This window comes from Flavobacterium sp. FlaQc-49, assembly GCF_044005985.1.
GTDB classification, from domain to species: domain Bacteria; phylum Bacteroidota; class Bacteroidia; order Flavobacteriales; family Flavobacteriaceae; genus Flavobacterium; species Flavobacterium cupriresistens.
This window is the reverse complement of record NZ_JBIPCS010000007.1, coordinates 135,511-160,262: the sequence shown is the minus strand read 5'-3', so window position 1 is coordinate 160,262 and position 24,752 is coordinate 135,511. Positions and strand designations below refer to the sequence as shown.

Genomic DNA, 24,752 nt, shown 5'->3' with positions numbered 1-24,752 from the left:
GAATACATCCCGGTCCTGCAAGGTCTTTTTCTGATCTTGTAGGTTTTAGGAATTTAAACGCATACCTACACGGTTTTAAAAACCTTGCAGGAATAAAAATACACCATGATAAGAGAAGTATACATCACTGCAACCAATTGTATCACCCCATTAGGATTTGATGTCGAATCGAACATTGATGCGCTGGTGAATGGTAAAACGGGCATTCAACAGCACGAAGATTCTTCTTTGATGCCTGTCCCCTTTTATGCTTCTATCATAAATAATGAAAAACTAAACAGTGCTTTTGAAAAAATTAGTGCTGACAAAAAATATTCCCGCTTAGAAAAAATGATGATTTTGGCCTTAGAACCCATTATCAAAAATTCAGGCGTTGAACTAAATTCAAAAACAGCTTTTATCCTTTCAACCACAAAAGGAAATGTTACCGCATTAAAAGAGGATTCTGAAACCAGTTTTCAAAACGCACATTTAGATGTTTTAGCACAAAATGTTGCTGATTTCTTCGGATTTAAAACACAACCCATTGTCGTTTCAAACGCCTGTGTTTCGGGAATTTTAGCTGTTTCAGTTGCCAAAAGATTAATTCAATCAGAGCTTTACGATGCCATTTTTGTCGTAGCGGGCGACGAAGTTTCTGAATTTGTTTTGTCCGGATTTAATGCTTTTCAGGCCATGAGTGATGCGCCTTGCAAACCGTATTCTAAAAACAGAACCGGAGTAAGTTTAGGGGAAGCAACTGCAGCTGTTTTACTTTCGGCGGAAGCTAAAAATGCTAAAATAAAAGTTCTTGGAGACAGTTCAATAAACGACGCCAATCACATTTCCGGACCATCAAGAACCGGGGAAGGTTTGTTTAGAAGTATCCAAAATGCTATAAAAGAAGCACAAATAGATCCTGAAAAGTTAGATTATATTTCAGCACATGGAACCGCAACTCCGTTTAACGATGAGATGGAAGCCATTGCATTGAACCGTTTAGGTCTGCAGAATGTTCCTGTAAATAGTTTAAAAGGTTTTTACGGACATACGCTGGGTGCGTCGGGATTATTAGAAACAGTAATTGCTATTGAATCTGCCAATCAAAATATACTCTTTGAATCGAAAGGATATGATGAATTGGGTGTAAGCGAATCCATCAATATCATTGCAAAAAATGAAAAAGCCAACATTGATTACTTTCTAAAAACAGCTTCGGGTTTTGGAGGTTGTAATACGGCTGTAATTTTTGAAAAAGTGAGTTAAAATGGACAAAAAAAATTAACCTATAAAATGAATTAATCCGCGAAGAACTGATCTCCTTTTAATTCTTTTTCTTTTAAAATGGTAGCTACAATTTTTACAATCTTAGTCTTTGGAATTTGCTGGTTTTCTAAAGCCATTGTAGAAAACACAATACTTGTAAGCTTTCTTGACAAGAAGCTTTTATCTTTTAGTTGCGGATATTTTTCGTAGAATTTCATACCTTGGCTAAGATACAAAAAATTAAACCCAGCGCGTATTTCTAATGTATATTAAGATTGTAGTAATAAATTAGGAAATACAACGAATAAGACTGCAAAAACAAAAAATGACTCAAACCAAAACCTACATACACGATTATTGTACCATTGAAAACAACGAAATTGTTCTCAACGGCACTACTGTTTTCAAAACAGAGCCGACCTCTTTTGGTGATTTCTCTAAACAGGCTTATCGCAATTCTGATATTCAATACCCTAAGTTTTTTAAAATGGATGCTTTGAGCAAATTGGCTTTTTTGGGAGCTGAATTACTTTTAAGTCCAATAACTTCACCGGAGACAGAAAACAATATTGCGTTGGTTTTGGCCAATAAATCCTCGAGTTTAGACACCGATGTAAAATATCAGGAATCGATTTCCGACCAGGAAAACTACTTTCCGAGTCCCGCAGTTTTCGTTTATACACTGCCAAATATTTGTCTGGGCGAAATAAGTATCCGTCATCAGCTGAAAAGTGAAAATTCTTTCTTTATATTTGATGCCTTTAATCCTGATTTTATGTCGAATTATGCAAACATTCTTCTACAGTCAAACAAAGCCGATTTGGTACTTTGTGGCTGGGTTGAATACTTTAATGAGACTTACAAAGCATTTCTTTGTACCATAGGCACGCGGGAAAACACAAAATATACAAACGAAACGATCAATACATTATACAATAAATAATCATGGAAGCATTAAAAGCAGAATTAAAAAACAAAATCATTACTACTTTAAACCTTGAAGATATCGCGGTTGAAGATATTGCTGATAACGATACTTTATTTGGAGACGGTTTAGGATTAGACTCGATTGATGCGCTTGAATTAATCGTGATTTTAGACAAAGACTACGGTATTAAATTGGTTGATCCAAAAGAAGGAAAAACTATTTTTCAATCGATCGAAACAATGGCTGCTTACATTCAGGCAAACAGAACAAAATAATTTTAGACAGCAGATCAAACAACTTGAAAGAATCTTCAGAGACCATCTGAATGCTTTTTTCATAGTTTCAATCTAAAATCTAAAATCATAAATCTAAAATTAGATGAAAGGTGTTGCAATAACAGGAATGGGAATTATCTCTTCGATTGGAAATTCAGTTGAGGAAAATTTCAATTCATTATTAAGTGAAAAATGTGCCATTACTCGTGTTGAGTATATTAAGACGGTTCATGCCGACACTAATAAGGTAGGAGAAATCAAGAAAACCAACTCGGAATTGATTGATGAACTAAATCTTCCTGCTGATAATAACTTTTCAAGAACCGCTATGATTGGTGCTTTTGCTGCCAAACAAGCTGTTGAAAATGCCGGAATTACATCCATCAACGAATTTAGAACAGGCCTTATTTCGGCTACCAGCGTTGGCGGAATGGACATGACGGAGAAATATTATTACGATTACTTCGAAAAACCCGAACTGGTCAAATACATCAGTTGTCATGACGGTGGCGATGTAGCGGATAAAATCGCTGAAGAATTAGGCTTAAAAGGAATGGTAACCACAATAAGTACCGCCTGCTCCTCGGCTGCAAACTCGATTATGTTGGGTGCCCGATTGATTAAAAGCGGTAAACTGGATCGTGTTATTGTTGGCGGATCTGATGCTTTGGCAAAATTCACCATCAACGGTTTTAAAACCCTGATGATTTTATCTGACGATTACAACAAACCTTTTGACAACAATCGTAAAGGTCTGAACTTGGGAGAAGCCGCCGCCTATTTGGTTTTAGAATCGGACGAAATTGTTGCCAAACAAAATAAAAAAGTCTTAGCCAGAGTTTCCGGTTACGGCAATGCCAATGATGCCTTTCATCAAACCGCTTCTTCAGAAAATGGAGATGGTGCCTATTTGGCAATGAAAAAAGCATTTGAGGTTTCAGGTTTAAAACCTTCCGAAATAGATTATATCAATGTACACGGAACGGCAACTCCAAACAATGATTTGTCGGAAGGAAGAGCTTTACTTCGAATTTACGAAAACGAAAACGTGCCCGATTTTAGTTCAACAAAACCATTCACGGGACACACTTTGGCAGCTGCAGCGGCTATTGAAGCGGTTTACAGTGTTTTGGCAATTCAAAATGGTGTCGTTTATCCGAACCTAAATTTTGAAACTCCAATGGAAGAGTTTGATTTGAAACCGCACACAACTTTAAAAAATAAAAATATAGAACACGTTCTCTCTAATTCTTTTGGTTTTGGAGGAAATTGTTCCACTCTTATATTTTCAAAAAACAAATGAAAAAGAGAACCTATATAAACGGAGTAAGTTGTATTTCGACTCAAAAAACATTTGATACTGTTTTTTTAGAAGAGGCAGTGTACAATCAAAATGACACTGTTCTTAACGTTGTTTCCCCAGTTTACAAAGACTTTATTTCTCCCGCTGCCGCCAGAAGAATGGCAAAAGGAGTAAAAAACGGAATTGTAGCTTCGGCGCTCGCCATGAAGGATGCACATGTTGAAAATGTCGATGCAATTATCACCGGAACTGGATTGGGTTGTATTGAGGATTCAGAAAAATTCTTGAAAAACATCCTCGATAATAACGAGGAATTTTTAACGCCTACTTCTTTTATTCAATCTACTCACAATACGGTTGGCGCTCAAATTGCTCTGACAATCCAATGCAAAGGCTATAATTTTACCTATGTAAACGGAGCTGTTTCTTTTGAATCTGCTCTTTTAGATGCCAAAATGCAGTTGGAAGAAAATGAAGCAAATTCTATTTTGACAGGTGGTGTCGATGAAAATGGCGACTATACCATGTCTCTTTTCAAACTGGCAGGGCGTGTTAAACAAGAAAGCAATGAACCTTTCAATCTTTTAACGCCAACAACAACCGGAGCTGTTCATGGTGAAGGTGCCTGTTTTTTTGTTTTGGAAAATGAAAAAAAAGCCAATACTTATGCTGAAATTCTCGACGTTGAAATTAAAAACACGATCGCTGAAAATGAAATTGAAGCTGAAATAACGGCTTTCTTAAAGGCTAACCATTTGCAAATTTCAGATGTCGATGCAGTCGTTTTAGGTTTTAACGGGGATATGCAATTTGATTCTTATTATAAAACACTGGCTGAAAATGCCTTTTCAAATACGCCTCAGTTGTATTACAAACATTTGTGCGGCGAATACGATACCGCTGCTGCCTTTGGTTTATGGATGGCATCAAAAGTTTTGCAACTACAGGAAGTTCCTGAAATTATAAAAGTAAATTCAGTCGAAAAATCAGTTTACAATACGATTTTATTATACAATCAATTAAGCGGAAAAAACCATAGTTTTACGTTACTATCCAAATGATAACGCACAAAAACATCTCGTTTTTCTTTCTCTTTCTCTTGCTTTTACTGGTTCTTCTGAATCTTTATACGGCAATTAGTTTCTGGTGGTTTCCAGTGATTATTTTAATTTGGTTGGGAATTAATGCCATTCAGTCCTCCCGAATTTCTTCCAATTATCATGTAAAAGCGTACTGCAATAATCCGCTCGAAACAGCAAAAAAAATTGCTTTAACTTTTGACGATGGCCCAAGTTCTTATACCGTAGAAATTTTAGCCCTTTTAAAAAAATACAATGCAAAAGCAACATTCTTCTGCATTGGGAAAAACATAGAAACGCATCCTGAAATCCTGCAACAAATCATAGCCGAAGGTCATCTGGTAGCCAATCATTCCTATAGTCATTCTCCCTTTTTTGATTTTTATAATGCAAAAAAAATTGCAGCAGAAATTCAGAGAACAGATGCCTTACTCGAAAAATTCACTTCAAAAAAAATAAACTTTTTCAGACCACCCTATGGCGTAACCACTCCATCTATCCGAAGAGCACTCCAAATAACCGGACATAAGGTAATTGGCTGGAACATTCGCTCGCTCGATGGTGGTACCAAAAACCGGGAATTAATTTACAATCGAATTATAAAACGTGTTTCTCCCGGCGGAATCGTACTTTTGCACGATACTGCTCCCCACTCTGTTTTGGTATTGGAACAGTTTTTGCAATTTCTGCAACAAAATAAATATACCGTAATTTCGACGGAAGAACTTTTGAATCTTAAAGCATATGAAAGCTAAACTATATCTTTTCCTTTTACTGTTAAACATTGGCAACACCGCGTTTGCTCAGGAACAAAAAATGACGGACTCCGAAATTGCTTCTTTTAAACAGGATGTAAATGTGGTTTCCAAAAAAATCAAAAGCTTAACCACGGATTTTGTTCAATACAAACACCTGGATTTTTTATCGAAGGACATTGAAACTTCGGGAAAAATGAATTTTAAAGAACCTGGTTTATTGCAATGGCAATACAAAAAACCCTACAACTACAGTATTGTTTTTAAAAACGGGAAAATCCTGATCAACGACGAAGGAAAGAAAAGTGCCGTTGATATTGGTAACAGCAAGATTTTTGGCCGCATCAATAAATTAATTATCGGAAGTGTAAGCGGAAATATGTTTGATGACAAAGAGTTCTCAATTTCTTATTTCAAATCGAAAGGACAAAACATCGCCAAATTTATTCCGAAAGATGCTACTTTGAAAAAATACATCAAACAAATCGAACTTACTTTCGACAAAGAAGAAGCGACAGTTGTTCAAGTCAAACTACTGGAATCCTCTGAAGACTATACCCGAATTGTACTTAAAAATAAAGTAATCAATGCAAAAATCGACGATTCCATTTTTACTAATTAATTGCTTTTTGGCGGTTGCTATACTTTCTTGTAGCTCGGTCTCAAAAGAGTATAGTCCAAAAAAATTAGACAAAACGTCTTACCAGGCAACGTATTTTTCAGACTCAAAAACAGACTACGTTTACAAAACCAATATCACGGTTTACGGAAATGAACTGAGCGGAATTTTTATTGCCAAAAAAATAAATGACACTACGCATCGCGTTGTTTTTACGACAGAATTTGGCAACAAATTATTGGATTTTGAAATTTCTGAAACCACTTTTAAAGTCAATGCTATTGTATCAGAATTAGATCGCAAAATCCTGATCAATACTTTAAAAGAAGATTTCAGATTACTGCTCAAAAAAGAATACCAGATTCAGGAGCAATTTGAAAACGAATCAGATAATATTTACAAATCTGCAGATGGAAAACGATTTAATTATTTGTTTCTCTCTAAAAAAGACCGAAAATTAGAGAAAGTGATCCATGCCTCTAAAACAAAAGAAAAAATAACCCTGACATTTAGTTCAGAAAACAATATTTTTGCTGAAAAAATTCAGATAATTCATCAGAATATTAAATTAAAAATTGAATTAAATTACTTTAAATCAGAATAATAAATCAAAGCAAACACTATTTCAAACAAATGAGAAAAACGGTAATCATCGCCTTAGTATTATTTATCACGACTATAACATCGCAAGCACAAGTAAAAGTAAGCCCGGGGCTTCGCGCAGGTACAAATTTTTCAACATTAAGCAATATTGAAGATGCCAGCTTTAAAACTGATTTTTATGTAGGTGCATTAGTTGCTATAAAATTTAATAAATATTTTACCCTTCAACCCGAATTAACGTACTCCAGACAAGGCTCTGAAGGAATTTCTTATGATCCTCAAAATCCATATATTAGAAGTTATAAAAAAGACTATGAATTAAATTATCTTTCGGTTGGCGCTGTTGCCAAATATCATTTTAACGGAAGTGGTTTTCATATCTTAGGCGGTCCTTCTGCTGATTTCAAAACAAGTGATAATTTCAAACAAAATGAATTTGACCCGATTGACTTTGATCTTTCGATTATTGGAGGATTTGGTTATTCGTTACCAAACGGATTAACGTTTGAAGCCAGAATTAAACAGGGTCTTATTGACATTTATGGTTATAACGAATATCAATATAATAACAACAATAATAATAACCGTTATGACGATGCCATCTTAAATCAGGTTTTCCAGATTGGTGTGAGCTACACCTTCAAAATGAAATAAAAACAAATAAAACACAAATAGAAAATAAATAAAAAACCAAATGAACAACAGAAATCTAATAATTGCAATAGCCCTCTTTTTTACAGCCCTAAACCTGCAAGCACAAGTAACGTTCAGACCCGGAGTTCATGCCGGACTAAACATTTCAAAATTCACAGATTCGGATTTTGGAAACAAAACTGATTTCTATATTGGAGCATTTGGAGCTTTAAAACTTTCTAAAGTGTACACTTTACAACCGGAATTGACCTACTCCAGACAAGGAGCTAAAGGAAGTAACGTTCCAATGGGATATACCAGCATTTATAACCCGTCAACAAATACATACACTACAGTTTATAACGAAGGTAGTGTCGATATTTCTTTGCAATATCTTTCTGCCGTTACCATTAATAAATTCAATTTAACAAACGATTTCTATTTGTTAGTAGGTCCGTACTTTGATATTCTTGTTGGCGATGATGTTAAAGTTAATCCTAAAAGCAGAGAAAGAGATTTTAAAAAAGGAGAGGATGTTGACTTAGGAATTGTAGGTGGTCTTGGATACAGTTTAAAAAATGGAATTTCCTTTGAAGGAAGAATCAAAAAAGGGCTTACCAATTCTTTTACCAACTATTATAGCTACAATTATTCAGATGCAACCAATTTAGTATTTCAATTGGGTGCCACTTATACCTTTGGAAAAAAATAAAAAATGATGAGTCAAAAAAAAATAGTTTTCCTTCTGTTTGTTTTTTTTACAATACTACAGACACAAGCTCAGGTTAGTTTTAAACCCGGCTTAAGAGGGGGATTGAGTCTTTCTTCCATTTCTGAAATGCATGGTGATTACAAACCTGATTTTTATGTTGGTGGTTTTGGTGAAATTAATTTAACCAAACGTTATGCGCTTCAACCGGAAATCACGTATACCAGACAGGGTTCTAATGACGTTGCCCGAAATTATTTTGAGGCAGGTTCTTCAATAGAAAAAGTGGAACGCCTGGATTTAAAACTCGATTATCTGTCGTTAAGTTTACTTAATAAGTTTACTTTTGGACCTGGTATTCAAATCCAATTCGGTCCCTCATTAGATGTGCTGGTAGATGATAATTTAGCGATCACAAAAAATAGAAATGATATCTCTTTTATTTCCGGAGTTGCTTATCGCTTCCCTTCAGGTCTGACAATTGAAGCCCGTTTTAAAAAAGGTTTTCTTGACGTATTGGACAGCAGTTATTATTCCAACAACTCCAATAATTATTACTGGTTAGGGGAATACAATGTAAATAACAGTTTTCAGTTTGGTGTTTCTTATATATTCGGAAAATAGATACTATGGTTTTAAAAGATTTTTACAAGATTCTTTCGGAGGAAAAAATATCCGATTCGAAATACAATATCACGATTTTGGTCAATGAAAAACACGAAATTTTCAAAGGTCATTTTCCGGGAAACCCCATTATGCCTGGTGTCTGCATGATTCAGATTATCAAAGAACTTACAGAATCAATTACTGCAAGTTCTTTGATGATTCAAACCCTTTCTAATGTAAAATTCATGGCGCTTATCAATCCAGAAGCGACTCCTGAATTACGTTTAGAATTGGATATTGCCACTACAGAAGAGCAGTTGGTTAAAGTAAAAAACACTACGTATTTTAATGATACTGTTGCTTTAAAATTAAGCAACACTTATAAAAAAATATAATTATGAAACTTTTACTCTCCTTACTTTTATGGTTCAGTTTTGTCGGCAATCCGGATTTAGCTTCCATTCGCAAAGCATATCCTGACGTTAATAAATCAGAAGCTAATGCTAAAAGTTTTGTAGAAAAGCTCTCCGGTGTTTCAAACAATGACGACAAAATCTTAGTAGCCTACAAAGCTGCTGCGATCTTATTGGATTCAAAATTTGAAAAAAAACTGAAAGAAAAAATGAATCGTTTCAAGGAAGGGGCAAAATTACTGGAATCAACCATTGTAAGCGAACCAAACAATATTGAAATCCGGATGATTCGATTGAGTATTCAGGAAAATGTACCGGGAATTACGGGTTACAAAAAAAATATTAAGGAAGACAAAAAGTATATTACCACCCATTACAGCGAGCAAAATGCCGCTTTAAAAGAATACCTAAAAGATTTTGTTTTACAATCTAAGAGTTTCTCCGATAAAGAGAAGCAATTCGTAAAGTAAACAAAGAAAAATCTCCCACATGAAACCTACTTTACCACAGCAGGACCTGATTAATTCGACGCATTTTTGTGTGCTTGTTCCCACGTACAACAACCACAAAACTTTAAGAAAAGTCTTAGATTCTGTTTTGGATTTCACTCCCAATATCATCATCATCAATGACGGTTCTACTGATGAAACCAGCACTATATTAAAAGACTATTCACAATTAACTCAAATTCACCACGCCAAAAATTCAGGAAAAGGGATGGCTTTGAGAAATGGTTTCAAAAAAGCAATTGAACTGAATTTTGAGTATGCCATTACAATTGATTCCGATGGTCAGCATTTTGCTACCGATATTCCAAATTTTCTTGCCGAAATTCAAAAGCAACCCGATTCTTTATTGATCGGAAGCCGAAATATGACACAGGAAAATGTGCCTAAAAAAAGTAGTTTTGGTAATAAGTTTTCCAACTTTTGGTTTTGGTTCGAAACCGGGATTAAACTCGACGATACACAATCGGGTTTCCGTTTGTACCCGTTAAGACTCATCCCGAAAAAATATTATACAAACAAATTTGAGTTTGAAATTGAAGTTATCGTTCGCTCAGCCTGGAAAGGAATTCCGGTGAAAAATATCCCAATTCAAATTTTGTATGACCCTACGGAGCGGGTTTCACACTTTCGTCCTTTCAAAGATTTTACCCGAATCAGTATTTTAAATACCGTTTTAGTTCTCAATGCCCTTTTGTACATTAAGCCTCGGGACTTCGTTCGAAAAGCAAAAAAAAAAGGTTTTAAAAGATTCTTTCTTGAAGACATTTTAGAAAGCAGTGATTCTAATTTCAAAAAAGCAGCTGCTATTGCACTGGGCATTTTTATCGGAATTTCGCCTTTTTGGGGATTTCAAACCGTATTGCTTTTGTTTTTTGCTACTCTTTTTAAACTCAACAAAGTCATTGCTTATTTGTCATCCAATGTGAGTTTCCCTCCTTTTATTCCATTTGTAATTTATGGATCATTAAAAATGGGCAGCTATTTTGTGTCCACAGACACGCCTTTGGTTTTAGACAGTTCCGTGACGTTTGACGATATTCAAAAAAATGCAACACAATATATCGTCGGAAGTCTTATTTTAGCATCCGTTTTAGCGCTTTCAGTTGGTCTTATCAGTTATTTACTTTTGACTGCTTTTAGTTCTAAAAAAAATAAATAGCAAATAAAAGTTTGCCACAGATTAAAAGGATTAAATTGATTACAGATCTGTGATTATTCGCCACGAATTTCACAAATTAAACGAATTAATTGGTGGCAATTCGCGTAATTCACGGCAAAAAAAATCTGTTTAATCCTTTTAATCTGTGGCAAAAAAACAATAAAAAAATAATTATGCATCACTATTTCTACGCCATTCACTTATTTGTAAACCGAAGAAAACCCCTATCGGTTGTACTGGCTGTTGCGATGCTTTTTGTGTTTGGATTTTTTGCTTCTCAAATTAAATTTGAAGAAGACATTACCAAAATTATTCCAACAAACGACAAATCAGATGTTACGGCAAAAGTGCTTAAACAGCTTAATTTTGCAGATAAAATTACCGTTATTTTCAAACTAGAAAAAAACGGAACCGAAGAAGATTTAACCCAAATGGCAACTGCTTTTTCTGACAGTGTTGCGGTATCCTGTAAACCCTATATCACCGGAATTCAAGGAAAAGTTGACGAAGAAAATATTCAGGAAACTATCGATTTTGTTTACCATAATCTGCCACTTTTTCTGGATACTAAAGATTATGCCGCCATCGGAAACAAGCTTCAAAAAGACAGTATTGCGGCAACGGTTCAGGGCAATTATAAAGCAATTATTTCACCTTCAGGATTTGTTACCAAAGATTTTATTTTACAGGATCCGTTGGGAATTTCTTTTATTGCTTTAAAAAAATTACAACAACTAAATGTCGGGGATGATTTCACCCTCAATAATGGTTTTGTTATGACCAAAGACAAAAAGAAATTATTGCTTTTTATCACCTCTAATCTTCCGTCGAGCGAAACCGAAAAGAATACCCTTTTTGCCGCCAAGCTTCAATCGATTCAGGACCATCTAAATCAGAAATTCAAAACCAAAACTTCGATCAGTTATTTTGGTTCGGCTTTAATTGCGGTTGCCAATGCCAATCAGATTAAAAGCGATATCATACTAACAACATCTATCGCGATGATCACTTTAATGTTGATTCTGATTTTGTTTTACCGAAAAATCCTGATCCCGTTAATTATTTTTCTGCCAACGGTTTTTGGTGGTCTCTTTGCTGTGGCTTTTCTGTATTTTATAAAAGACCAGATTTCGGCCATCTCCCTCGGAATTGGCTCTATCTTATTGGGAATCACAATTGATTATTCCATTCATATCCTCACCCATTACAAACACAACAGCGATGTAAAAACGTTATACAAAGACATTACAATGCCCGTGATCATGAGCAGTTCAACAACTGCTGTGGCCTTCTTGTGTCTACTTTTTGTAAAATCTGATGCCTTGAATGATTTGGGAATTTTTGCAGCCGTGATTGTAATGTCTTCTGCTTTTTTCTCGCTTTTGATTGTTCCGCACTTGTACAAACCAAAAGAGCATACTACTGAGCATAAGAAAAACGTGATCGATAAACTGGCTCATTTCTCCTTTCATAATAATAAATTCTTAATCGGATTTTGCGTGCTCATTACGATTGTTTGCTGCTTTACTTATAATGATGTTGGTTTCAACAATGACTTATCACAATTAAATTTCGTTCCAAAAGAAATAAAAGCGGCCGAAAAAGACCTCGAAGAAAGCACTAGTCTGACTTCAAAAACCATTTATGTTGCTTCGTACGGGAAAAGTATGGAGGAAGTGCTGCAAAACAACAGTCGTCTTTTTGCTCATTTGGCTAAAGAAAAACAACAACAGAAAATACTAAATTTCAGTTCTGTCGGCGGTATTATGCTTTCAGAATCTGCTCAAAAGCAAAAAATAGATCAATGGAATTCGTTTTGGGATACCCACAAAAAACAACTTCTGCAATCCGAATTAGTTGCTGAAGGTTCCAAATTAGGTTTCAAACCCACAACTTACGCGACATTTTTTGAGCATTTAGATTACAATTTCAAACCCATTACACCCGCCGATTATCTAAAAATTCAGGCGTTGCAATTGCATGAATTTGTAACAGAAAAGAAAGGCTTTTATACCATTTCGACCTTAGTAAAAGTGACTCCCGAACAACGTGATCCTTTTATAAAAGCTGCGGAAACTCAAAAAGACCTGATTGCAATTGACCGTCAACAGATGAATGAAACATTCTTTAGCACTTTAAAGACTGATTTTAATTCTCTTGTAAATTATTCTTTTGTGGCTGTAATTCTGATTTTATTCTTCTTTTTCAGAAGAATCGAATTGGTCATCGTAAGCTGTATTCCGATTGTTTTAACGGGAATTGTTACCGCCGGGATTATGGGGATTTTTGGCATTCAGCTGAATATTTTCAGTATGATTGTCTGTACCCTGATTTTTGGTCATGGAGTCGATTTCAGTATTTTCATGACCAGTGCACTTCAAAAAGAATATACAACCGGAAAAAACGAAATTGCCATCTACAGAACTTCCATTATTCTGGCAGTAATCACAACTATCTTAGGAATTGGCGCGATGATTTTTGCACATCATCCTGCGCTTAGATCTATTTCGTCTATCTCCCTAATTGGGGTTTTTGCCGCACTCATTATCACCTTTATTTTTTATCCGATACTGTTCAAACTGTTTTTATCGAATCGTCCTAAAAAAGGAAATGCTCCTTTTGAATTGCGCAGTTTTGTTCACGGTGTTTTGTCTTTTGCCTACTACGGACTTGGTGGTCTTTTAATGTCTCTTTTCAGTTTAATTGTGATGCCGATTATTCCGTTAAACGAAAAAACAAAAATGAAAGGCTTTCGATATGCGATTTCAAAATTCATGAAATCGGTGTTGTATACCAATCCTTATATTCATAAAAAAGTCATTAACAACTTTAATGAAAATTTTGAAAAGCCGGCTATTATTATCGCCAATCATTCTTCTTTTCTTGATATTTTATTGGTGGGAATGCTCAGTCCAAAAATTATATTTTTAGTAAATGACTGGGTTTACAATTCGCCAATCTTTGGTGCGACCGTTCGAAAAGCAGGCTTCTATCCCGTTTCTGAAGGACTCGAAGGCGGTGTTGAACATTTGCGTCAAAAAGTAAACGAAGGGTATTCGTTAATGATTTTCCCCGAAGGAACACGCTCAGAAAGCAATCAGATTAAACGTTTTCACAAAGGTGCTTTTTACCTTGCCGAAGCATTTAATTTAGACATTCTTCCTGTTTTGATTCATGGTGCTTCAGAAGCAATTCCGAAAGGCGATTTTGTAATTCACGACACCACACTTACCGTTTCTATTCTGGAAAGAATTGCACCTGATAATCTTTCGTTTGGCAAAAATTACACCGAAAGAACAAAACAAATTGGTGCTTATTTTAAAGACGAATTTGCTAAAATCCGCCAAGAATTAGAAGGCCCGAAATATTTTAAAAAAATGCTTTTGCACAGTTACGATTACAAAGAAATTGAAATCGTAAACAGTGTAAAAAACGATCTGAAAGTCAACTTAGGAACGTATCACAATCTGAACCAACATCTTTCGACGAAGGCTAAAATATTGCATTTATCAAACGATTATGGACAATTGGATGTTTTGTTGACGCTACAAGAGCCACAACGAAAAATATATTCCTATACTAAAGACGAAGAAAAATTGGCCGTTGCAAAAACCAATTACATCGTTTCAAAAAGAAAAATCACTTATCTGGACCATTTTGATCTGACTTTACAAGATCAATACGATGCTGTTTTAATTTCTGACGAAAACTATAAAAATGACCTTGAGAAAATTGTTGCTACAACTTCTATCGTTATTTTAATTGATAGTTCAGGTTTAAAAGACACTTTGACTAACTTTGGCTTTAATTCGGTTTTAGACAAAGACTCCATAATTATATTAAAGAAAAACTAGGATGAAAGAGCATTACGACGTCGTAATTGTAGGAAGCGGTTTAGGCGGTTTAGTTTCGTCTATAATCCTGGCGAAAGAAGGCTATAGCGTTTGTGTGCTGGAAAAAAACAATCAATACGGTGGAAATCTGCAGACTTTTGTGCGTGATAAAACCATTTTTGATACCGGAATTCATTATATCGGAGGTCTGAGTGAAGGGCAAAATCTGCACAAATATTTTAAATATCTAGGGATAATTGACCATTTGAAATTAAAAAAAATGGATGAAAATGGTTTTGATATGATCTCATTTGAAGACGATCAAAACGAATATCCACATGCTCAAGGGTATGATAATTTTGTAAAACAATTAGAAGCCTATTTCCCCGAAGAGAAAACCAACATTGAAAATTATTGCGATAAACTAAGAACAATCTGCGATTCTTTTCCGCTTTATAATCTGGAATGGGGAGGCAAATATGACAATGCCATTTTAGAACTAAATGCCAAGGCAACTATAGAAGAATTTACACAAAACGAAAAGTTAAGAGCCGTTTTGAGTGGTTCTAATTTTCTGTACGCCGGAATTGCGGACAAATCTCCTTTTTATGTGCACGCGCTCTCGGTAAACTCTTATATCCAAAGTTCCTGGCGCTGTATTAATGGTGGAAGTCAGATTACAAAGCAACTGCTGAAACAGTTAAAAAAACACGGTGGAGAGTTTTACAAACACAAAGAAGTAATCCATTTTCCCGTTGAAAACAACAAGGTCACATCTGTAAAAATGAAAGACGGAACGGAAGTTTCGGGTACCTATTTTATTTCGAACATTGAACCGAAAACTACGCTGAAAATGGTCGGGGAAGAAAATTTCAGAAAATCATTCTACAGCAGGATTCAAAGTCTGGAAGGTGTCATTTCTGCCTTTAGTCTTTATATTGTTTTCAAACCAAAAAGTTTCAAATACATCAACCATAATTATTATCATTTTAAGAACAGCCAGGAAGTCTGGACCGCTCATGAGTATGATGAAAATTCATGGCCAAAAGCCTATATGGCATCCATGAATGCCTCAGCAAAAGAAGAAGAATGGGCAGACGGGATGACTTTTATTACTTACATGAAATATGATGATGTTTCGCCATGGGTAGATACCCATAATACGATCGTGGACAAAAAAGATCGCGGCGAAAGTTATGAAGAATTTAAAACCCGAAAGGCTGCTGCTTTTTTAGATCAAATCGAAAAGAAATTTACAGGAATCAAAGACTGTATCCAATCCGTTCATACTTCTACGCCTCTTTCTTATCGCGACTATATTGGCGGTGATAAAGGCAATATGTACGGTTACGTCAAAGATTCAAATAGTCCGATGAAAACCCTGATTGCCTCCAAAACAAAATTAGACAATCTTTATCTCACAGGTCAAAGCATCAATATGCACGGTGTACTGGGGGTAACAATCGGAGCTGTAGTAACCTGCTCGGAAATTGTAGGCAAAGAATATCTGGTTGACAAAATAAATCAAGAATCTGAATAAGTAAGCATTATGAAAAGCAGAAGAATACTTCTTTTCTTTATCGGTATTTCGATGCTGCTAACTTCTTGTGGTATCTCAAAATCAAAACATCATTTACCTGATGTTGCCCGTTATAATGCAACAAAACCGGTAGTGACAAAACAATCGGACAGCGCTTTTGTGTCCGGAAGAAATTCGTTTTTAAAAAATAAACAAGGTCTTTGGGAATTGTATGTTGAAGGAGATCCGCTTGAAATCGGTCTTAGTACCGGTGCTTTAACGGATTCCCTTTTAAAAAAACAGGAGCAGATTTTTTTCTCCCGAATTGAAGATATTGTTCCCTCTAAATTCCAGCAAAACTTGCTTCGTAATTTTCTAAAATGGTACAATCGAAAATTATATCTCAATGTTCCGAACGAATATCAGGCCGAGATTTATGGCATTTCGCAATATACTTCGCATACTTTTGACAATCTGGCGCCACAATATCAACGCAATTTGTACCTCCATGGAGCACATGATATTGGCCATGCCCTACAAGATTTAGCCTTGGTCGGTTGTTCCTCTTTTGCTGCCTGGAATGAAAAATCGGAAGACGGAAATCTGATTCTGGGACGCAATTTTGATTTTTATGTCAATGAGGCTTTCGCAGAAAATAAAATAGTTGCCTTTATCAATCCAAAAGAAGGATATCCTTTTATGATGGTAACCTGGCCCGGAATGATTGGGGCAGTTTCGGGAATGAATAAAGAAGGACTGACCGTAACCATAAATGCCGGAAAATCGAAAATTCCTTTGAGTGCCAAAACACCAATTTCTATTCTGACCAGAGAGATTTTACAACACGCACAAAACATAGACGAAGCCATTGCAATTGTCAAAAAGAGAAACGTATTTGTTTCAGAATCCATCATGGTTGGAAGTGCACACGATAACAAAGCTATTCTGATTGAAGTCTCACCGAAAAAGATGGATGTTTACGATGTTCCCAACAGCGATCAATTAATTTGTTCCAATCATTTTCAGAGTGAAGCTTTTAAAAATGACGAACGTAATAAATTTCAAATTGCCAACAGTCACTCGGAATATCGTTTTGAAAGAATGCAGGAACTCCTTAGTCAAAACACAAAAATTAACCCTCAAATTGCTTCCGAAATCCTCAGAAACAAAGAAGGTTTACAAAATAGTACCTTGGGTTATGGCAATGAAAAAGCACTAAACCAGTTGATGGCGCATCATGGAATTATTTTCAAACCGAAAGAAAAAACGGTTTGGATTTCAGCAAATCCGTATCAATTAGGCGAGTTTGTCTGTTACAATTTAGATTCTGTTTTTAAAGAAAGGAAAACAAATCCCCTTCTTTCGTTTGAAGAAGAAAACCGGAACATTGCCAAAGATCCTTTTTTACAAACAACAGCCTTTAAAAACTACAAAAAGTTTAAAACTGAAGATCATAAAATAGATGTATACCTAAAAAATAAAACAAAGATTCCTTTTGATTTTATTCAACAATATCAATCATTAAACCCTGATTATTGGGTTGTGTATTATAAAGCAGGGTTGTATTTTTACCAAAAGAAATACTTTAGACTTGCGCAGGAAAACTTTGAGAAAGCATTGACCAAAGAAGTCACAACAGTTCCTCAAAAACTGGCAATTGAAAAATATTTAAAAAAACTCAAAAGAAAATGAACATGATTCCATCAATAGAAAAGGATTCTTTAGAACAAATTAAAATTTTTCAAGAGCAAAAATTAGCCGACCTTTTAGTCTATGTCAGTCAACATTCTCCCTTTTACAAAAGACTTTTTTCAGGACAGAATATTGACATTTCAAAAATAAAAACGCTTGAAGATTTACAACATTTACCCGTAACTACAAAAGAAGATTTACAGCAATACAATGATGATTTTTTATGTGTCCCACAACATAAAATTATCGATTACGCCTCAACTTCAGGGACTTTGGGCGATCCTGTAACTTTTGGTTTAACCGATTCGGACTTGGACCGATTGGCTTATAACGAAGCCATTTCGTTTGCCTGTGCCGGAATCGCAGAAGGAGATGTTGTGCAACTTATGACGACAATTGACCGTAAATTTATGGCTGGTTTAGCCTACTTTTTAGGATTGCGAAAACTTAAGGTAGGTGTCATTCGGGTAGGCGCAGGAATCCCGGAATTGCAATGGGATTCTATTTTAAAATACAAACCTTCTTACTTAATAACGGTTCCTTCTTTTTTATTGAAATTGATTGAATATGCCGAAATTCACGGAATAGATTATAACAACTCCAGCATAAAAGGCGCTATTTGCATTGGAGAATCGCTGAGAAATCAGGATTTTTCGATGAATACATTATCCAAAAAAATAACAGATCAATGGAATATTCAGTTGTTTTCGACTTATGCTTCTACAGAAATGAGTACCGCTTTTACAGAGTGCGAGCATGGAATCGGAGGGCATCACCATCCGGAACTAATCATTACGGAAGTTTTAGACGAAAATAACAATCCCGTAAAAAATGGCGAAGCAGGCGAATTGACCTTTACTACTTTGGGCATTGAAGCCATGCCATTGCTGCGCTTTAAAACCGGGGATATTGTACAGCTTCATGATGAACCTTGCGCTTGCGGAAGAAACACTTTCCGAGTTGGTCCGGTGATTGGTCGTAAAAAACAAATGATTAAATATAAAGGAACAACCCTTTATCCGCCGGCAATGAATGATGTGCTAAGCGATTTCGACAATATAGAAAATCATCTTATTGAGATCTCTACCAATGATTTAGGAACTGATGAAATCCTTATAAAAATTGCCGTAAAAAATCAAACTCCTGAGTTTTTACAGGAAATAAAAGACCATTTCAGAGCCAAATTAAGGGTTACACCAAAAATTGAATTTGCGTCAAAAGAAGTTTTAAACCCACTGGTTTTTAACCCAATGAGCAGAAAACCTATTCGCTTTTTTGATTTTAGGAAGACAACTGTTTAGTTTTTTTTAAACCATATAAGTGATGTAAGTTCATATAAACTGGGTGTTTTGGCTCGTTGAACTTGCATCACTTATATGGTGAAAGTAACGTTTGTAGCTCCCTTCTACTGCACTGGACTTACATCACTTATATGGTGAAACTAACCCACAGCTTTACCCCTTTCTCCCTTTGCCCCTCTAAATAGCAATCAATTAAACTAAAAGTTGTAATTTTGCACAAAATATTGAAGATGGTCAAGATTGGCAACATAGAATTACCCGAATTTCCTTTATTACTCGCACCGATGGAAGACGTGAGCGATCCGCCGTTTCGCAGATTATGCAAAACGCATGGTGCTGACTTAATGTACTCTGAATTTATTTCGTCGGAAGGATTGATTCGTGATGCTATTAAAAGTAGAATGAAGTTGGATATTTTTGATTACGAACGTCCGGTTGGTATTCAGATTTTTGGCGGTGATGAAGAAGCAATGGCCCTTTCGTCTAAAATTGTTTCTGCCGTAAAACCCGATTTAGTAGATATCAATTTTGGATGTCCTGTAAAAAAAGTAGTTTGTAAAGGTGCCGGTGCGGGAGTTTTAAAAGATGTTGACTTAATGGTGCGTTTAACCAAAGCTGTTATTCGCAGTACTGATTTACCGGTAACTGTAAAAACACGTTTAGGCTGGGATGACAACTCTATCAATATCGATGAAGTTGCCGAAAGGCTTCAGGATATTGGCGTTCAGGCTCTAACCATTCACGCCAGAACCCGTGCCCAAATGTATAAAGGTCATGCCGACTGGTCGCATATTGCACGTGTAAAAAACAACCCGAGAATTACAATGCCCATTTTTGGAAACGGCGATATCGACAGCCCCGAAAAAGCATTAAAATATAAAAACGAATACGGCATTGACGGTATCATGATTGGTCGTGCTGCCATTGGTTATCCATGGATTTTCAACGAAATCAAGCATTATTTTAATACCGGTGAACACTTAGCTGCTCCAACAGTCGGAGATCGCGTTGAAGCCGCCAGAAACCACCTGCAATGGTCTATGGACTGGAAAGGCCAGCGTTTGGGAATTGTAGAAATGCGTCGTCATTATACTAATTATTTCAAAGGAATTCACTCTTTTAAAGAATACAAACAAAAATTGGTTACAACCGATGAACCTGAAATTTTATTCACCATTATGGATGAAATTAAAGACGTTTATGCCGGATACGAATTTGTTTAAAAGTAAAAAGACCTTCAAAAATGAAGGTCTTTTTTTATGTTATTAAATTGACATGAAAAACATTCTTCTCAGAAAAAAAACTATTCGCTCTTACACTTGTTCTTTGTAATTTTTATCCTATTTTTGATCAAAACAAGAAAAATCTTAAACTCAACTAACTATGAGCCGGATAGAAAAAAGCAAACCCAAAATCCACAAATTACTACTATTTTTATTCCTGACAATGACACTAACTAATTGTCAGAAAGAAGAAAACAATACGGAACAGAACAAAAACATAAAAACCGTCAGTATTGATGAAACTCTTGGGTTTCTAAAAGAGCATGCTATAACAACAGACGCAACAACAAGTAAAAAAACTGTTTTGTCGCCCGATACAGCAAATATAACTCAGGAAAAAATAATAAACAGCGATCAGTTTATGACGGTAATACCCGTATTCTCAACAGAAAAAGAAAGCACCACCCGACTAGTTCTACTTAAGGTACACAATGTACTGAAATCGGCTATAGTAAAAATGACTCCGGATCAAAAGGTATCAACTGAATTTTTCTCGGGAAAACTATTTCTTTATAGAATTGACGGTAGTCTGATTACTGGTTTTAAAGTAGAAAATGGCCTTTTGGTTATACAGTATTTTGGAGCAGAAAAACGAATCAGTAAAAGTACTGGTGGTGAGATAGAATTACGTGAGGTTATCATTATTAACCGATATCACAAATCATATGCTTTGGATGTTGAATATTTTGACTGGGCTTCAGGTGGGGCAAGCCCTGAAAGTTCAGCTGACATGAGTTATATGTGGGGGTCATCAGACGGCGGTGGAGGGAATTCAAATCCTCCGCAAAACAACACAGGTTTAGACCCTTGCGAGACAGCAGCACAGGCTACTTTAGATGCTAAATCTACTACTTTTACAGCTGCGAAAGCAGCAATAATTGCCGCAAGTTCAGACGGAAAAGAACACAGTATCACTTTAGGAAGAAGTACTTACAATGAGATAAGTCAAGCTCCGATGAATAACGGAGGACAATATAATGTTGTAACAAATACAACTTGGCCTGGAGCATTTGCGGTTTTACACAACCACCCAAATAATACTAAACCATCTGCTGGCGACATCTATGCCAGTGTTACATTGAATGAAAAAAGTGTTTTCTTTAACACTTCTTTTGTTTTAACTGGTGGTGAAGTTTACGCAATTGTGGTTACAGATTTAGTAGCAGCACAAGCTTTTGTAAAAGCTTATCCAGCTTACATAAATCCACCTAATACTCCCGAATTTCCCGATAGTTTATTTTATGAAATGGAAGCGCTCAGACCAGCTATGGGATATAGCCAAAATGGATTAGCAATAGCAATGGCATATGTTTTAGATCAGCACAATTCAGGAATAACATTATTTAAACAAGATAGCACGGGTGATTTTCAACCTATAAAAATTAAACAAATAACACAACCTAATGGGAATAAAGCATACACTACAGTTCCTTGCTACTAAACAAAAAAAATATAACGTCATGAAATTTACATTAAAAATAATCCCTATCCTATTACTATTTATGAACGTTGCATGCAATGCACAACAAATCGTTCAACTACCAAAAGATGCTTATAAATTAAAAACAAATGAACAGCAGTTTCTAAATAAACCCTTGAAAAATTTGCTAAAAGAAATAAAACCGGAAATAAAAACTGCCTGGGCGACTCTAGGAGAACAGTCCTATTTCTCTTTTTATTTTACTGATCCAGAAGCATTTAAAAATGGGAGTATAATAGAAAAAAACAACATCGGCTTATTTATCTACGTAAAAGAGCCAATTGATTGGGTATTTGAAAAAAGATCAAAAGACAAAGAACTATTTTGGACAAAAGAAGATGCAGAAAAATACGGAAATCTTACAGTAATTCGAATTAAAGTAATTGGCAAAGATTAACAAATCTTTTCATCTCAAAATTAAGTAAAATGAGCCATCCAAACTTTAGTAATTTGGATGGCTCATAATTTGAGTTAAGCAAAATTTAAGAATCAAAAACACATTATAATCTTTGTAATTCCTTTCTTGTTATGAACTATAGCTCAGAAGTACCACAATTGACACACCTATCTAACGATACTTAATAAACGTAAATAAAAAGTATATCTGTCAACAAATCTTTAAAAGAAACAGACCCAGAAATCAAGATTATTCACAGAACATTAAATGTTTCCTATTACTTTATTGATTCCAAAATTTTAGCAGCCACCTCATTTTGCCCGCTTTCACTGGTGATGTAAGCTCTGTCTTTTTCGTTAGACAAAAATCCCATCTCTAACAGTACAGCAGGACAATTAGCATTTTTCAAGATATAAAAAGGAGCTACGTTTATTCTTCTTTTCAAAAGATTTTCACCCGAAACTTCCGTAAGGATCTTCTCTGCTTTTTCTTTCGACTTTCCATGAAACTCTTCTCTTGATGTAATATAAGCGTCGACTCCGTTGGTTTCAAAACTTTTCGAAGAATTGATATGTAATGAAATGACCAATTCAGGTTTGATGTTATTGATTATGGAAACTCTTTCGCTAAATTCCATAAAATGATCCGCATCACGAAGTAATACAATTTCGAGATTAGCATCTTTATTGAGTTCTTTTACTTTTTTAGCAATCGTTTCTGAAATGATCTTTTCCTGAAAACCATACATCGCTACACCAAAATCATGGCCACCATGACCTGCGTCAATAACAATTACTCTTTTTTCTGCAGCAGGTTTAAAAGCAAAAAGGGTAAATAATAATGCTGTACTAAGGATTCCTAAAATTTTGGTGCTGGTTTTCATGCTAGTTTATTTTTTGGTTTATTAATCAATTCTAACGAGACTGATTAAGAAATATTGTACAAAAATAAAACTTACACCTGAACACGTTTCCACTTTCCACGTTTGTAAAAGAAAATACCTGCCAGTGTTATAGCGGTTTCAGCAACCGGAATTGCGATGAAAACACCTGTTGGTCCCATCTGGTAGTGCTTTGCCAGTAAAAAAGCCAATGGTATCTGGAACAACCAAAATCCAAAGAAATTAATTCCCGTTGGTGTCCACGTATCTCCTGCTCCGTTGAATGTGTTTATTAAAACCATTCCGATTCCGTAGAATACAAAACCAATGCTCATAATTTGTAAAGCTTCGACTGCGATGGTTTTTACACTTTCGTCATTGGTGAAAAAAGAAATAATATATTTTCCCAAAACTAATGTAACTACCATAATTGTAGCCATAAAAATGACATTGTACTTCGCTGTTGTCATAACCGATTTCTCGGCGCGATCAATTCGCTTGGCTCCTAAATTTTGTCCAACCAAAGTGGCCGCTGCATTACTAAGTCCCCAGGCCGGAAGTATAAAAAACATCATGATTCTAAGAGCCGTCTGATATCCGGCAGAACCATGATCACCTCCTGTTGTTGCTACCAATTGCGCCAGAAAAATCCAGCTGCAAGAGGCAATTACAAATTGTAAAACACCCGGAGCAGCAATTTTTACCAATGCTTTTATTTGTGTAAAGTCAGGAATAAAATAAGCGGCATAAATTCTCAGAACGCCTTTCCCAAAAAACAAATGATACAATTGGTAAAAAACCCCGATACTTCTTCCTAAGGTAGTTGCTATCGCAGCACCAGTAAGTCCAAACGCGGGAATTGGGCCAAAGCCGTTAATCAAAATTGGACATAAAATGATATTGCAAATATTGGCCAACCAAAGACTTTTCATAGCAATAGCCGCATTTCCGGCACCACGAAAAATTCCGTTAATCAAAAACAAAAGCATGATACATAAACTTCCGCCGATCATAATTTGTGTAAATCGATAGCCATGTTCAGCCGCATCAACTGAGGCTCCCATGAATATCAGAATATCTTTGGCATAAATAAAACCTAAAATACTCATTACACTGTTGATTACAAAGGCGATAATTATAGCCTGCATTCCCGCTTTTGCAGCTGCAATCGGATCTTTCTCTCCAATACGTCTCGCTACAACAGCTGTTGCTGCCATACTAATTCCTATTGCAATTGAATATACAATTGTAATGACTGATTCTGTTAAACCAACGGTTTGAATGGCAAAACTACTATGCTCTAGATGGCCGACGAAGTACAAATCGACAAGCGCAAATACCGATTCCATCATCATTTCTAAAACCATCGGTATGGCTAGTAATATGACTGCTTTTTTAATGCTTCCTTCGGTATAATCAAAAGACTCGTCTCCTTTGATTGCTAATTTTAATGTGGTGAAAATTTTAGAAAATAAACTCTTCTTTATGGTTGTTTCTGTCATGATATATTAAGATAAATGTAAAAATGAGC

Annotated in this window: 24 protein-coding genes; 21 read left to right on the top strand and 3 right to left on the bottom strand. The window is 35.5% G+C overall.

The genetic code is table 11. The annotated features are described in order from the left end of the window. Window positions 1-105 precede the first annotated feature (105 nt). The gene (locus ACHRV3_RS15510) at window positions 106-1,245 is read left to right on the top strand and encodes a beta-ketoacyl-[acyl-carrier-protein] synthase family protein (RefSeq protein WP_395435307.1); all 1,140 of its coding nucleotides are present in this window, start codon (window positions 106-108) and stop codon (window positions 1,243-1,245) included. 32 nt (window positions 1,246-1,277) lie between these two features. Here ACHRV3_RS15510 and ACHRV3_RS15505 read toward each other — a convergent pair whose 3' ends face one another. Further along, complete coding sequence (locus ACHRV3_RS15505; RefSeq protein ID WP_047774718.1) at window positions 1,278-1,463, bottom strand: hypothetical protein; 186 nt, start codon at window positions 1,461-1,463, stop codon at window positions 1,278-1,280. A 107-nt stretch (window positions 1,464-1,570) separates the two neighbouring features. Here ACHRV3_RS15505 and ACHRV3_RS15500 point away from each other — a divergent pair, with 107 nt between their 5' ends. The 20 genes from ACHRV3_RS15500 (at window position 1,571) to ACHRV3_RS15405 (ending at window position 22,341) form a co-directional block, all read left to right on the top strand. Continuing rightward, window positions 1,571-2,188, top strand: coding sequence for a 3-oxoacyl-ACP synthase (locus tag ACHRV3_RS15500; protein ID WP_395435306.1), 618 nt, complete (start codon window positions 1,571-1,573; stop codon window positions 2,186-2,188). A 2-nt stretch (window positions 2,189-2,190) separates the two neighbouring features. Further along, the gene (locus tag ACHRV3_RS15495; protein WP_047774715.1) at window positions 2,191-2,448 is read left to right on the top strand and encodes a phosphopantetheine-binding protein; all 258 of its coding nucleotides are present in this window, start codon (window positions 2,191-2,193) and stop codon (window positions 2,446-2,448) included. 103 nt (window positions 2,449-2,551) lie between these two features. Next, window positions 2,552-3,751, top strand: a complete 1,200-nt coding sequence (locus ACHRV3_RS15490; RefSeq protein ID WP_230004152.1) for a beta-ketoacyl synthase — start codon at window positions 2,552-2,554, stop codon at window positions 3,749-3,751. Beyond that, complete coding sequence (locus ACHRV3_RS15485) at window positions 3,748-4,812, top strand: beta-ketoacyl synthase N-terminal-like domain-containing protein (protein ID WP_395435305.1); 1,065 nt, start codon at window positions 3,748-3,750, stop codon at window positions 4,810-4,812. Before ACHRV3_RS15490 ends, ACHRV3_RS15485 begins: the two co-directional genes overlap by 4 nt. After that, entirely contained in the window at window positions 4,809-5,585 is a 777-nt protein-coding gene (locus tag ACHRV3_RS15480) for a polysaccharide deacetylase family protein (protein WP_395435304.1), read from the top strand. The genes ACHRV3_RS15485 and ACHRV3_RS15480 overlap by 4 nt, the downstream gene beginning before the upstream one ends. Further along, window positions 5,575-6,207: an outer membrane lipoprotein carrier protein LolA gene (locus ACHRV3_RS15475; protein ID WP_395435303.1), complete on the top strand. Its 633-nt coding sequence runs from the start codon at window positions 5,575-5,577 to the stop codon at window positions 6,205-6,207. The genes ACHRV3_RS15480 and ACHRV3_RS15475 overlap by 11 nt, the downstream gene beginning before the upstream one ends. Further along, the gene (locus ACHRV3_RS15470; RefSeq protein ID WP_395435302.1) at window positions 6,173-6,808 is read left to right on the top strand and encodes a hypothetical protein; all 636 of its coding nucleotides are present in this window, start codon (window positions 6,173-6,175) and stop codon (window positions 6,806-6,808) included. Before ACHRV3_RS15475 ends, ACHRV3_RS15470 begins: the two co-directional genes overlap by 35 nt. A gap of 29 nt (window positions 6,809-6,837) precedes the next feature. Continuing rightward, a complete protein-coding gene (locus tag ACHRV3_RS15465) occupies window positions 6,838-7,461 on the top strand; it encodes a porin family protein (protein WP_047774704.1) in 624 nt (207 codons plus the stop codon). Between the two features lie 40 nt (window positions 7,462-7,501). Then, window positions 7,502-8,152: a porin family protein gene (locus ACHRV3_RS15460; RefSeq protein WP_230004143.1), complete on the top strand. Its 651-nt coding sequence runs from the start codon at window positions 7,502-7,504 to the stop codon at window positions 8,150-8,152. Between the two features lie 3 nt (window positions 8,153-8,155). Further along, entirely contained in the window at window positions 8,156-8,773 is a 618-nt protein-coding gene (locus tag ACHRV3_RS15455; RefSeq protein ID WP_395435301.1) for an outer membrane beta-barrel protein, read from the top strand. Between the two features lie 5 nt (window positions 8,774-8,778). After that, a complete protein-coding gene (locus ACHRV3_RS15450) occupies window positions 8,779-9,150 on the top strand; it encodes a 3-hydroxyacyl-ACP dehydratase (protein WP_047774694.1) in 372 nt (123 codons plus the stop codon). A 2-nt stretch (window positions 9,151-9,152) separates the two neighbouring features. Beyond that, entirely contained in the window at window positions 9,153-9,638 is a 486-nt protein-coding gene (locus tag ACHRV3_RS15445; RefSeq protein WP_395435300.1) for a hypothetical protein, read from the top strand. A gap of 19 nt (window positions 9,639-9,657) precedes the next feature. Further along, complete coding sequence (locus ACHRV3_RS15440) at window positions 9,658-10,836, top strand: DUF2062 domain-containing protein (protein ID WP_395435299.1); 1,179 nt, start codon at window positions 9,658-9,660, stop codon at window positions 10,834-10,836. 173 nt (window positions 10,837-11,009) lie between these two features. Further along, on the top strand, window positions 11,010-14,690 hold the full coding sequence (locus ACHRV3_RS15435) for a 1-acyl-sn-glycerol-3-phosphate acyltransferase (RefSeq protein WP_395435298.1): 3,681 nt from the start codon (window positions 11,010-11,012) through the stop codon (window positions 14,688-14,690). Window position 14,691: 1 nt separating this feature from the next. Next, window positions 14,692-16,209, top strand: coding sequence for a phytoene desaturase family protein (locus ACHRV3_RS15430; protein WP_395435297.1), 1,518 nt, complete (start codon window positions 14,692-14,694; stop codon window positions 16,207-16,209). A gap of 9 nt (window positions 16,210-16,218) precedes the next feature. Beyond that, window positions 16,219-17,880, top strand: coding sequence for a C45 family autoproteolytic acyltransferase/hydolase (locus ACHRV3_RS15425; RefSeq protein ID WP_395435296.1), 1,662 nt, complete (start codon window positions 16,219-16,221; stop codon window positions 17,878-17,880). A gap of 2 nt (window positions 17,881-17,882) precedes the next feature. Then, window positions 17,883-19,181 carry a phenylacetate--CoA ligase family protein gene (locus ACHRV3_RS15420; RefSeq protein WP_395435295.1) on the top strand — a complete coding sequence of 433 codons (1,299 nt, stop codon included), beginning with the start codon at window positions 17,883-17,885 and terminating at the stop codon, window positions 19,179-19,181. A 230-nt stretch (window positions 19,182-19,411) separates the two neighbouring features. Beyond that, a complete protein-coding gene (gene dusB, locus ACHRV3_RS15415) occupies window positions 19,412-20,404 on the top strand; it encodes a tRNA dihydrouridine synthase DusB (RefSeq protein ID WP_395435294.1) in 993 nt (330 codons plus the stop codon). A 160-nt stretch (window positions 20,405-20,564) separates the two neighbouring features. Further along, on the top strand, window positions 20,565-21,905 hold the full coding sequence (locus ACHRV3_RS15410) for a hypothetical protein (protein WP_395435293.1): 1,341 nt from the start codon (window positions 20,565-20,567) through the stop codon (window positions 21,903-21,905). A gap of 19 nt (window positions 21,906-21,924) precedes the next feature. Further along, window positions 21,925-22,341: a hypothetical protein gene (locus ACHRV3_RS15405; RefSeq protein ID WP_230004126.1), complete on the top strand. Its 417-nt coding sequence runs from the start codon at window positions 21,925-21,927 to the stop codon at window positions 22,339-22,341. Window positions 22,342-22,618: 277 nt separating this feature from the next. On the opposite strand, the gene ACHRV3_RS15400 is transcribed toward ACHRV3_RS15405, so the two are convergent. Next, entirely contained in the window at window positions 22,619-23,224 is a 606-nt protein-coding gene (locus ACHRV3_RS15400; RefSeq protein WP_395435292.1) for an N-acetylmuramoyl-L-alanine amidase, read from the bottom strand. 71 nt (window positions 23,225-23,295) lie between these two features. Continuing rightward, window positions 23,296-24,723 (bottom strand): MATE family efflux transporter, encoded by a 1,428-nt coding sequence (locus ACHRV3_RS15395; protein ID WP_047774672.1) that lies wholly within the window; start codon window positions 24,721-24,723, stop codon window positions 23,296-23,298. Window positions 24,724-24,752 lie beyond the last annotated feature (29 nt).

Excerpts from the sequence above, each read along its gene's own strand:
- ACHRV3_RS15510 (WP_395435307.1), top strand. The coding sequence starts at position 106 with ATGATAAGAGAAGTATACATCACTGCAACCAATTGTATCACCCCATTA.
- ACHRV3_RS15505 (WP_047774718.1), bottom strand. The coding sequence starts at position 1,463 with ATGAAATTCTACGAAAAATATCCGCAACTAAAAGATAAAAGCTTCTTG.
- ACHRV3_RS15500 (WP_395435306.1), top strand. The coding sequence starts at position 1,571 with ATGACTCAAACCAAAACCTACATACACGATTATTGTACCATTGAAAAC.
- ACHRV3_RS15495 (WP_047774715.1), top strand. The coding sequence starts at position 2,191 with ATGGAAGCATTAAAAGCAGAATTAAAAAACAAAATCATTACTACTTTA.
- ACHRV3_RS15490 (WP_230004152.1), top strand. The coding sequence starts at position 2,552 with ATGAAAGGTGTTGCAATAACAGGAATGGGAATTATCTCTTCGATTGGA.
- ACHRV3_RS15485 (WP_395435305.1), top strand. The coding sequence starts at position 3,748 with ATGAAAAAGAGAACCTATATAAACGGAGTAAGTTGTATTTCGACTCAA.
- ACHRV3_RS15480 (WP_395435304.1), top strand. The coding sequence starts at position 4,809 with ATGATAACGCACAAAAACATCTCGTTTTTCTTTCTCTTTCTCTTGCTT.
- ACHRV3_RS15475 (WP_395435303.1), top strand. The coding sequence starts at position 5,575 with ATGAAAGCTAAACTATATCTTTTCCTTTTACTGTTAAACATTGGCAAC.
- ACHRV3_RS15470 (WP_395435302.1), top strand. The coding sequence starts at position 6,173 with ATGCAAAAATCGACGATTCCATTTTTACTAATTAATTGCTTTTTGGCG.
- ACHRV3_RS15465 (WP_047774704.1), top strand. The coding sequence starts at position 6,838 with ATGAGAAAAACGGTAATCATCGCCTTAGTATTATTTATCACGACTATA.
- ACHRV3_RS15460 (WP_230004143.1), top strand. The coding sequence starts at position 7,502 with ATGAACAACAGAAATCTAATAATTGCAATAGCCCTCTTTTTTACAGCC.
- ACHRV3_RS15455 (WP_395435301.1), top strand. The coding sequence starts at position 8,156 with ATGATGAGTCAAAAAAAAATAGTTTTCCTTCTGTTTGTTTTTTTTACA.
- ACHRV3_RS15450 (WP_047774694.1), top strand. The coding sequence starts at position 8,779 with ATGGTTTTAAAAGATTTTTACAAGATTCTTTCGGAGGAAAAAATATCC.
- ACHRV3_RS15445 (WP_395435300.1), top strand. The coding sequence starts at position 9,153 with ATGAAACTTTTACTCTCCTTACTTTTATGGTTCAGTTTTGTCGGCAAT.
- ACHRV3_RS15440 (WP_395435299.1), top strand. The coding sequence starts at position 9,658 with ATGAAACCTACTTTACCACAGCAGGACCTGATTAATTCGACGCATTTT.
- ACHRV3_RS15435 (WP_395435298.1), top strand. The coding sequence starts at position 11,010 with ATGCATCACTATTTCTACGCCATTCACTTATTTGTAAACCGAAGAAAA.
- ACHRV3_RS15430 (WP_395435297.1), top strand. The coding sequence starts at position 14,692 with ATGAAAGAGCATTACGACGTCGTAATTGTAGGAAGCGGTTTAGGCGGT.
- ACHRV3_RS15425 (WP_395435296.1), top strand. The coding sequence starts at position 16,219 with ATGAAAAGCAGAAGAATACTTCTTTTCTTTATCGGTATTTCGATGCTG.
- ACHRV3_RS15420 (WP_395435295.1), top strand. The coding sequence starts at position 17,883 with ATGATTCCATCAATAGAAAAGGATTCTTTAGAACAAATTAAAATTTTT.
- dusB (WP_395435294.1), top strand. The coding sequence starts at position 19,412 with ATGGTCAAGATTGGCAACATAGAATTACCCGAATTTCCTTTATTACTC.
- ACHRV3_RS15410 (WP_395435293.1), top strand. The coding sequence starts at position 20,565 with ATGAGCCGGATAGAAAAAAGCAAACCCAAAATCCACAAATTACTACTA.
- ACHRV3_RS15405 (WP_230004126.1), top strand. The coding sequence starts at position 21,925 with ATGAAATTTACATTAAAAATAATCCCTATCCTATTACTATTTATGAAC.
- ACHRV3_RS15400 (WP_395435292.1), bottom strand. The coding sequence starts at position 23,224 with ATGAAAACCAGCACCAAAATTTTAGGAATCCTTAGTACAGCATTATTA.
- ACHRV3_RS15395 (WP_047774672.1), bottom strand. The coding sequence starts at position 24,723 with ATGACAGAAACAACCATAAAGAAGAGTTTATTTTCTAAAATTTTCACC.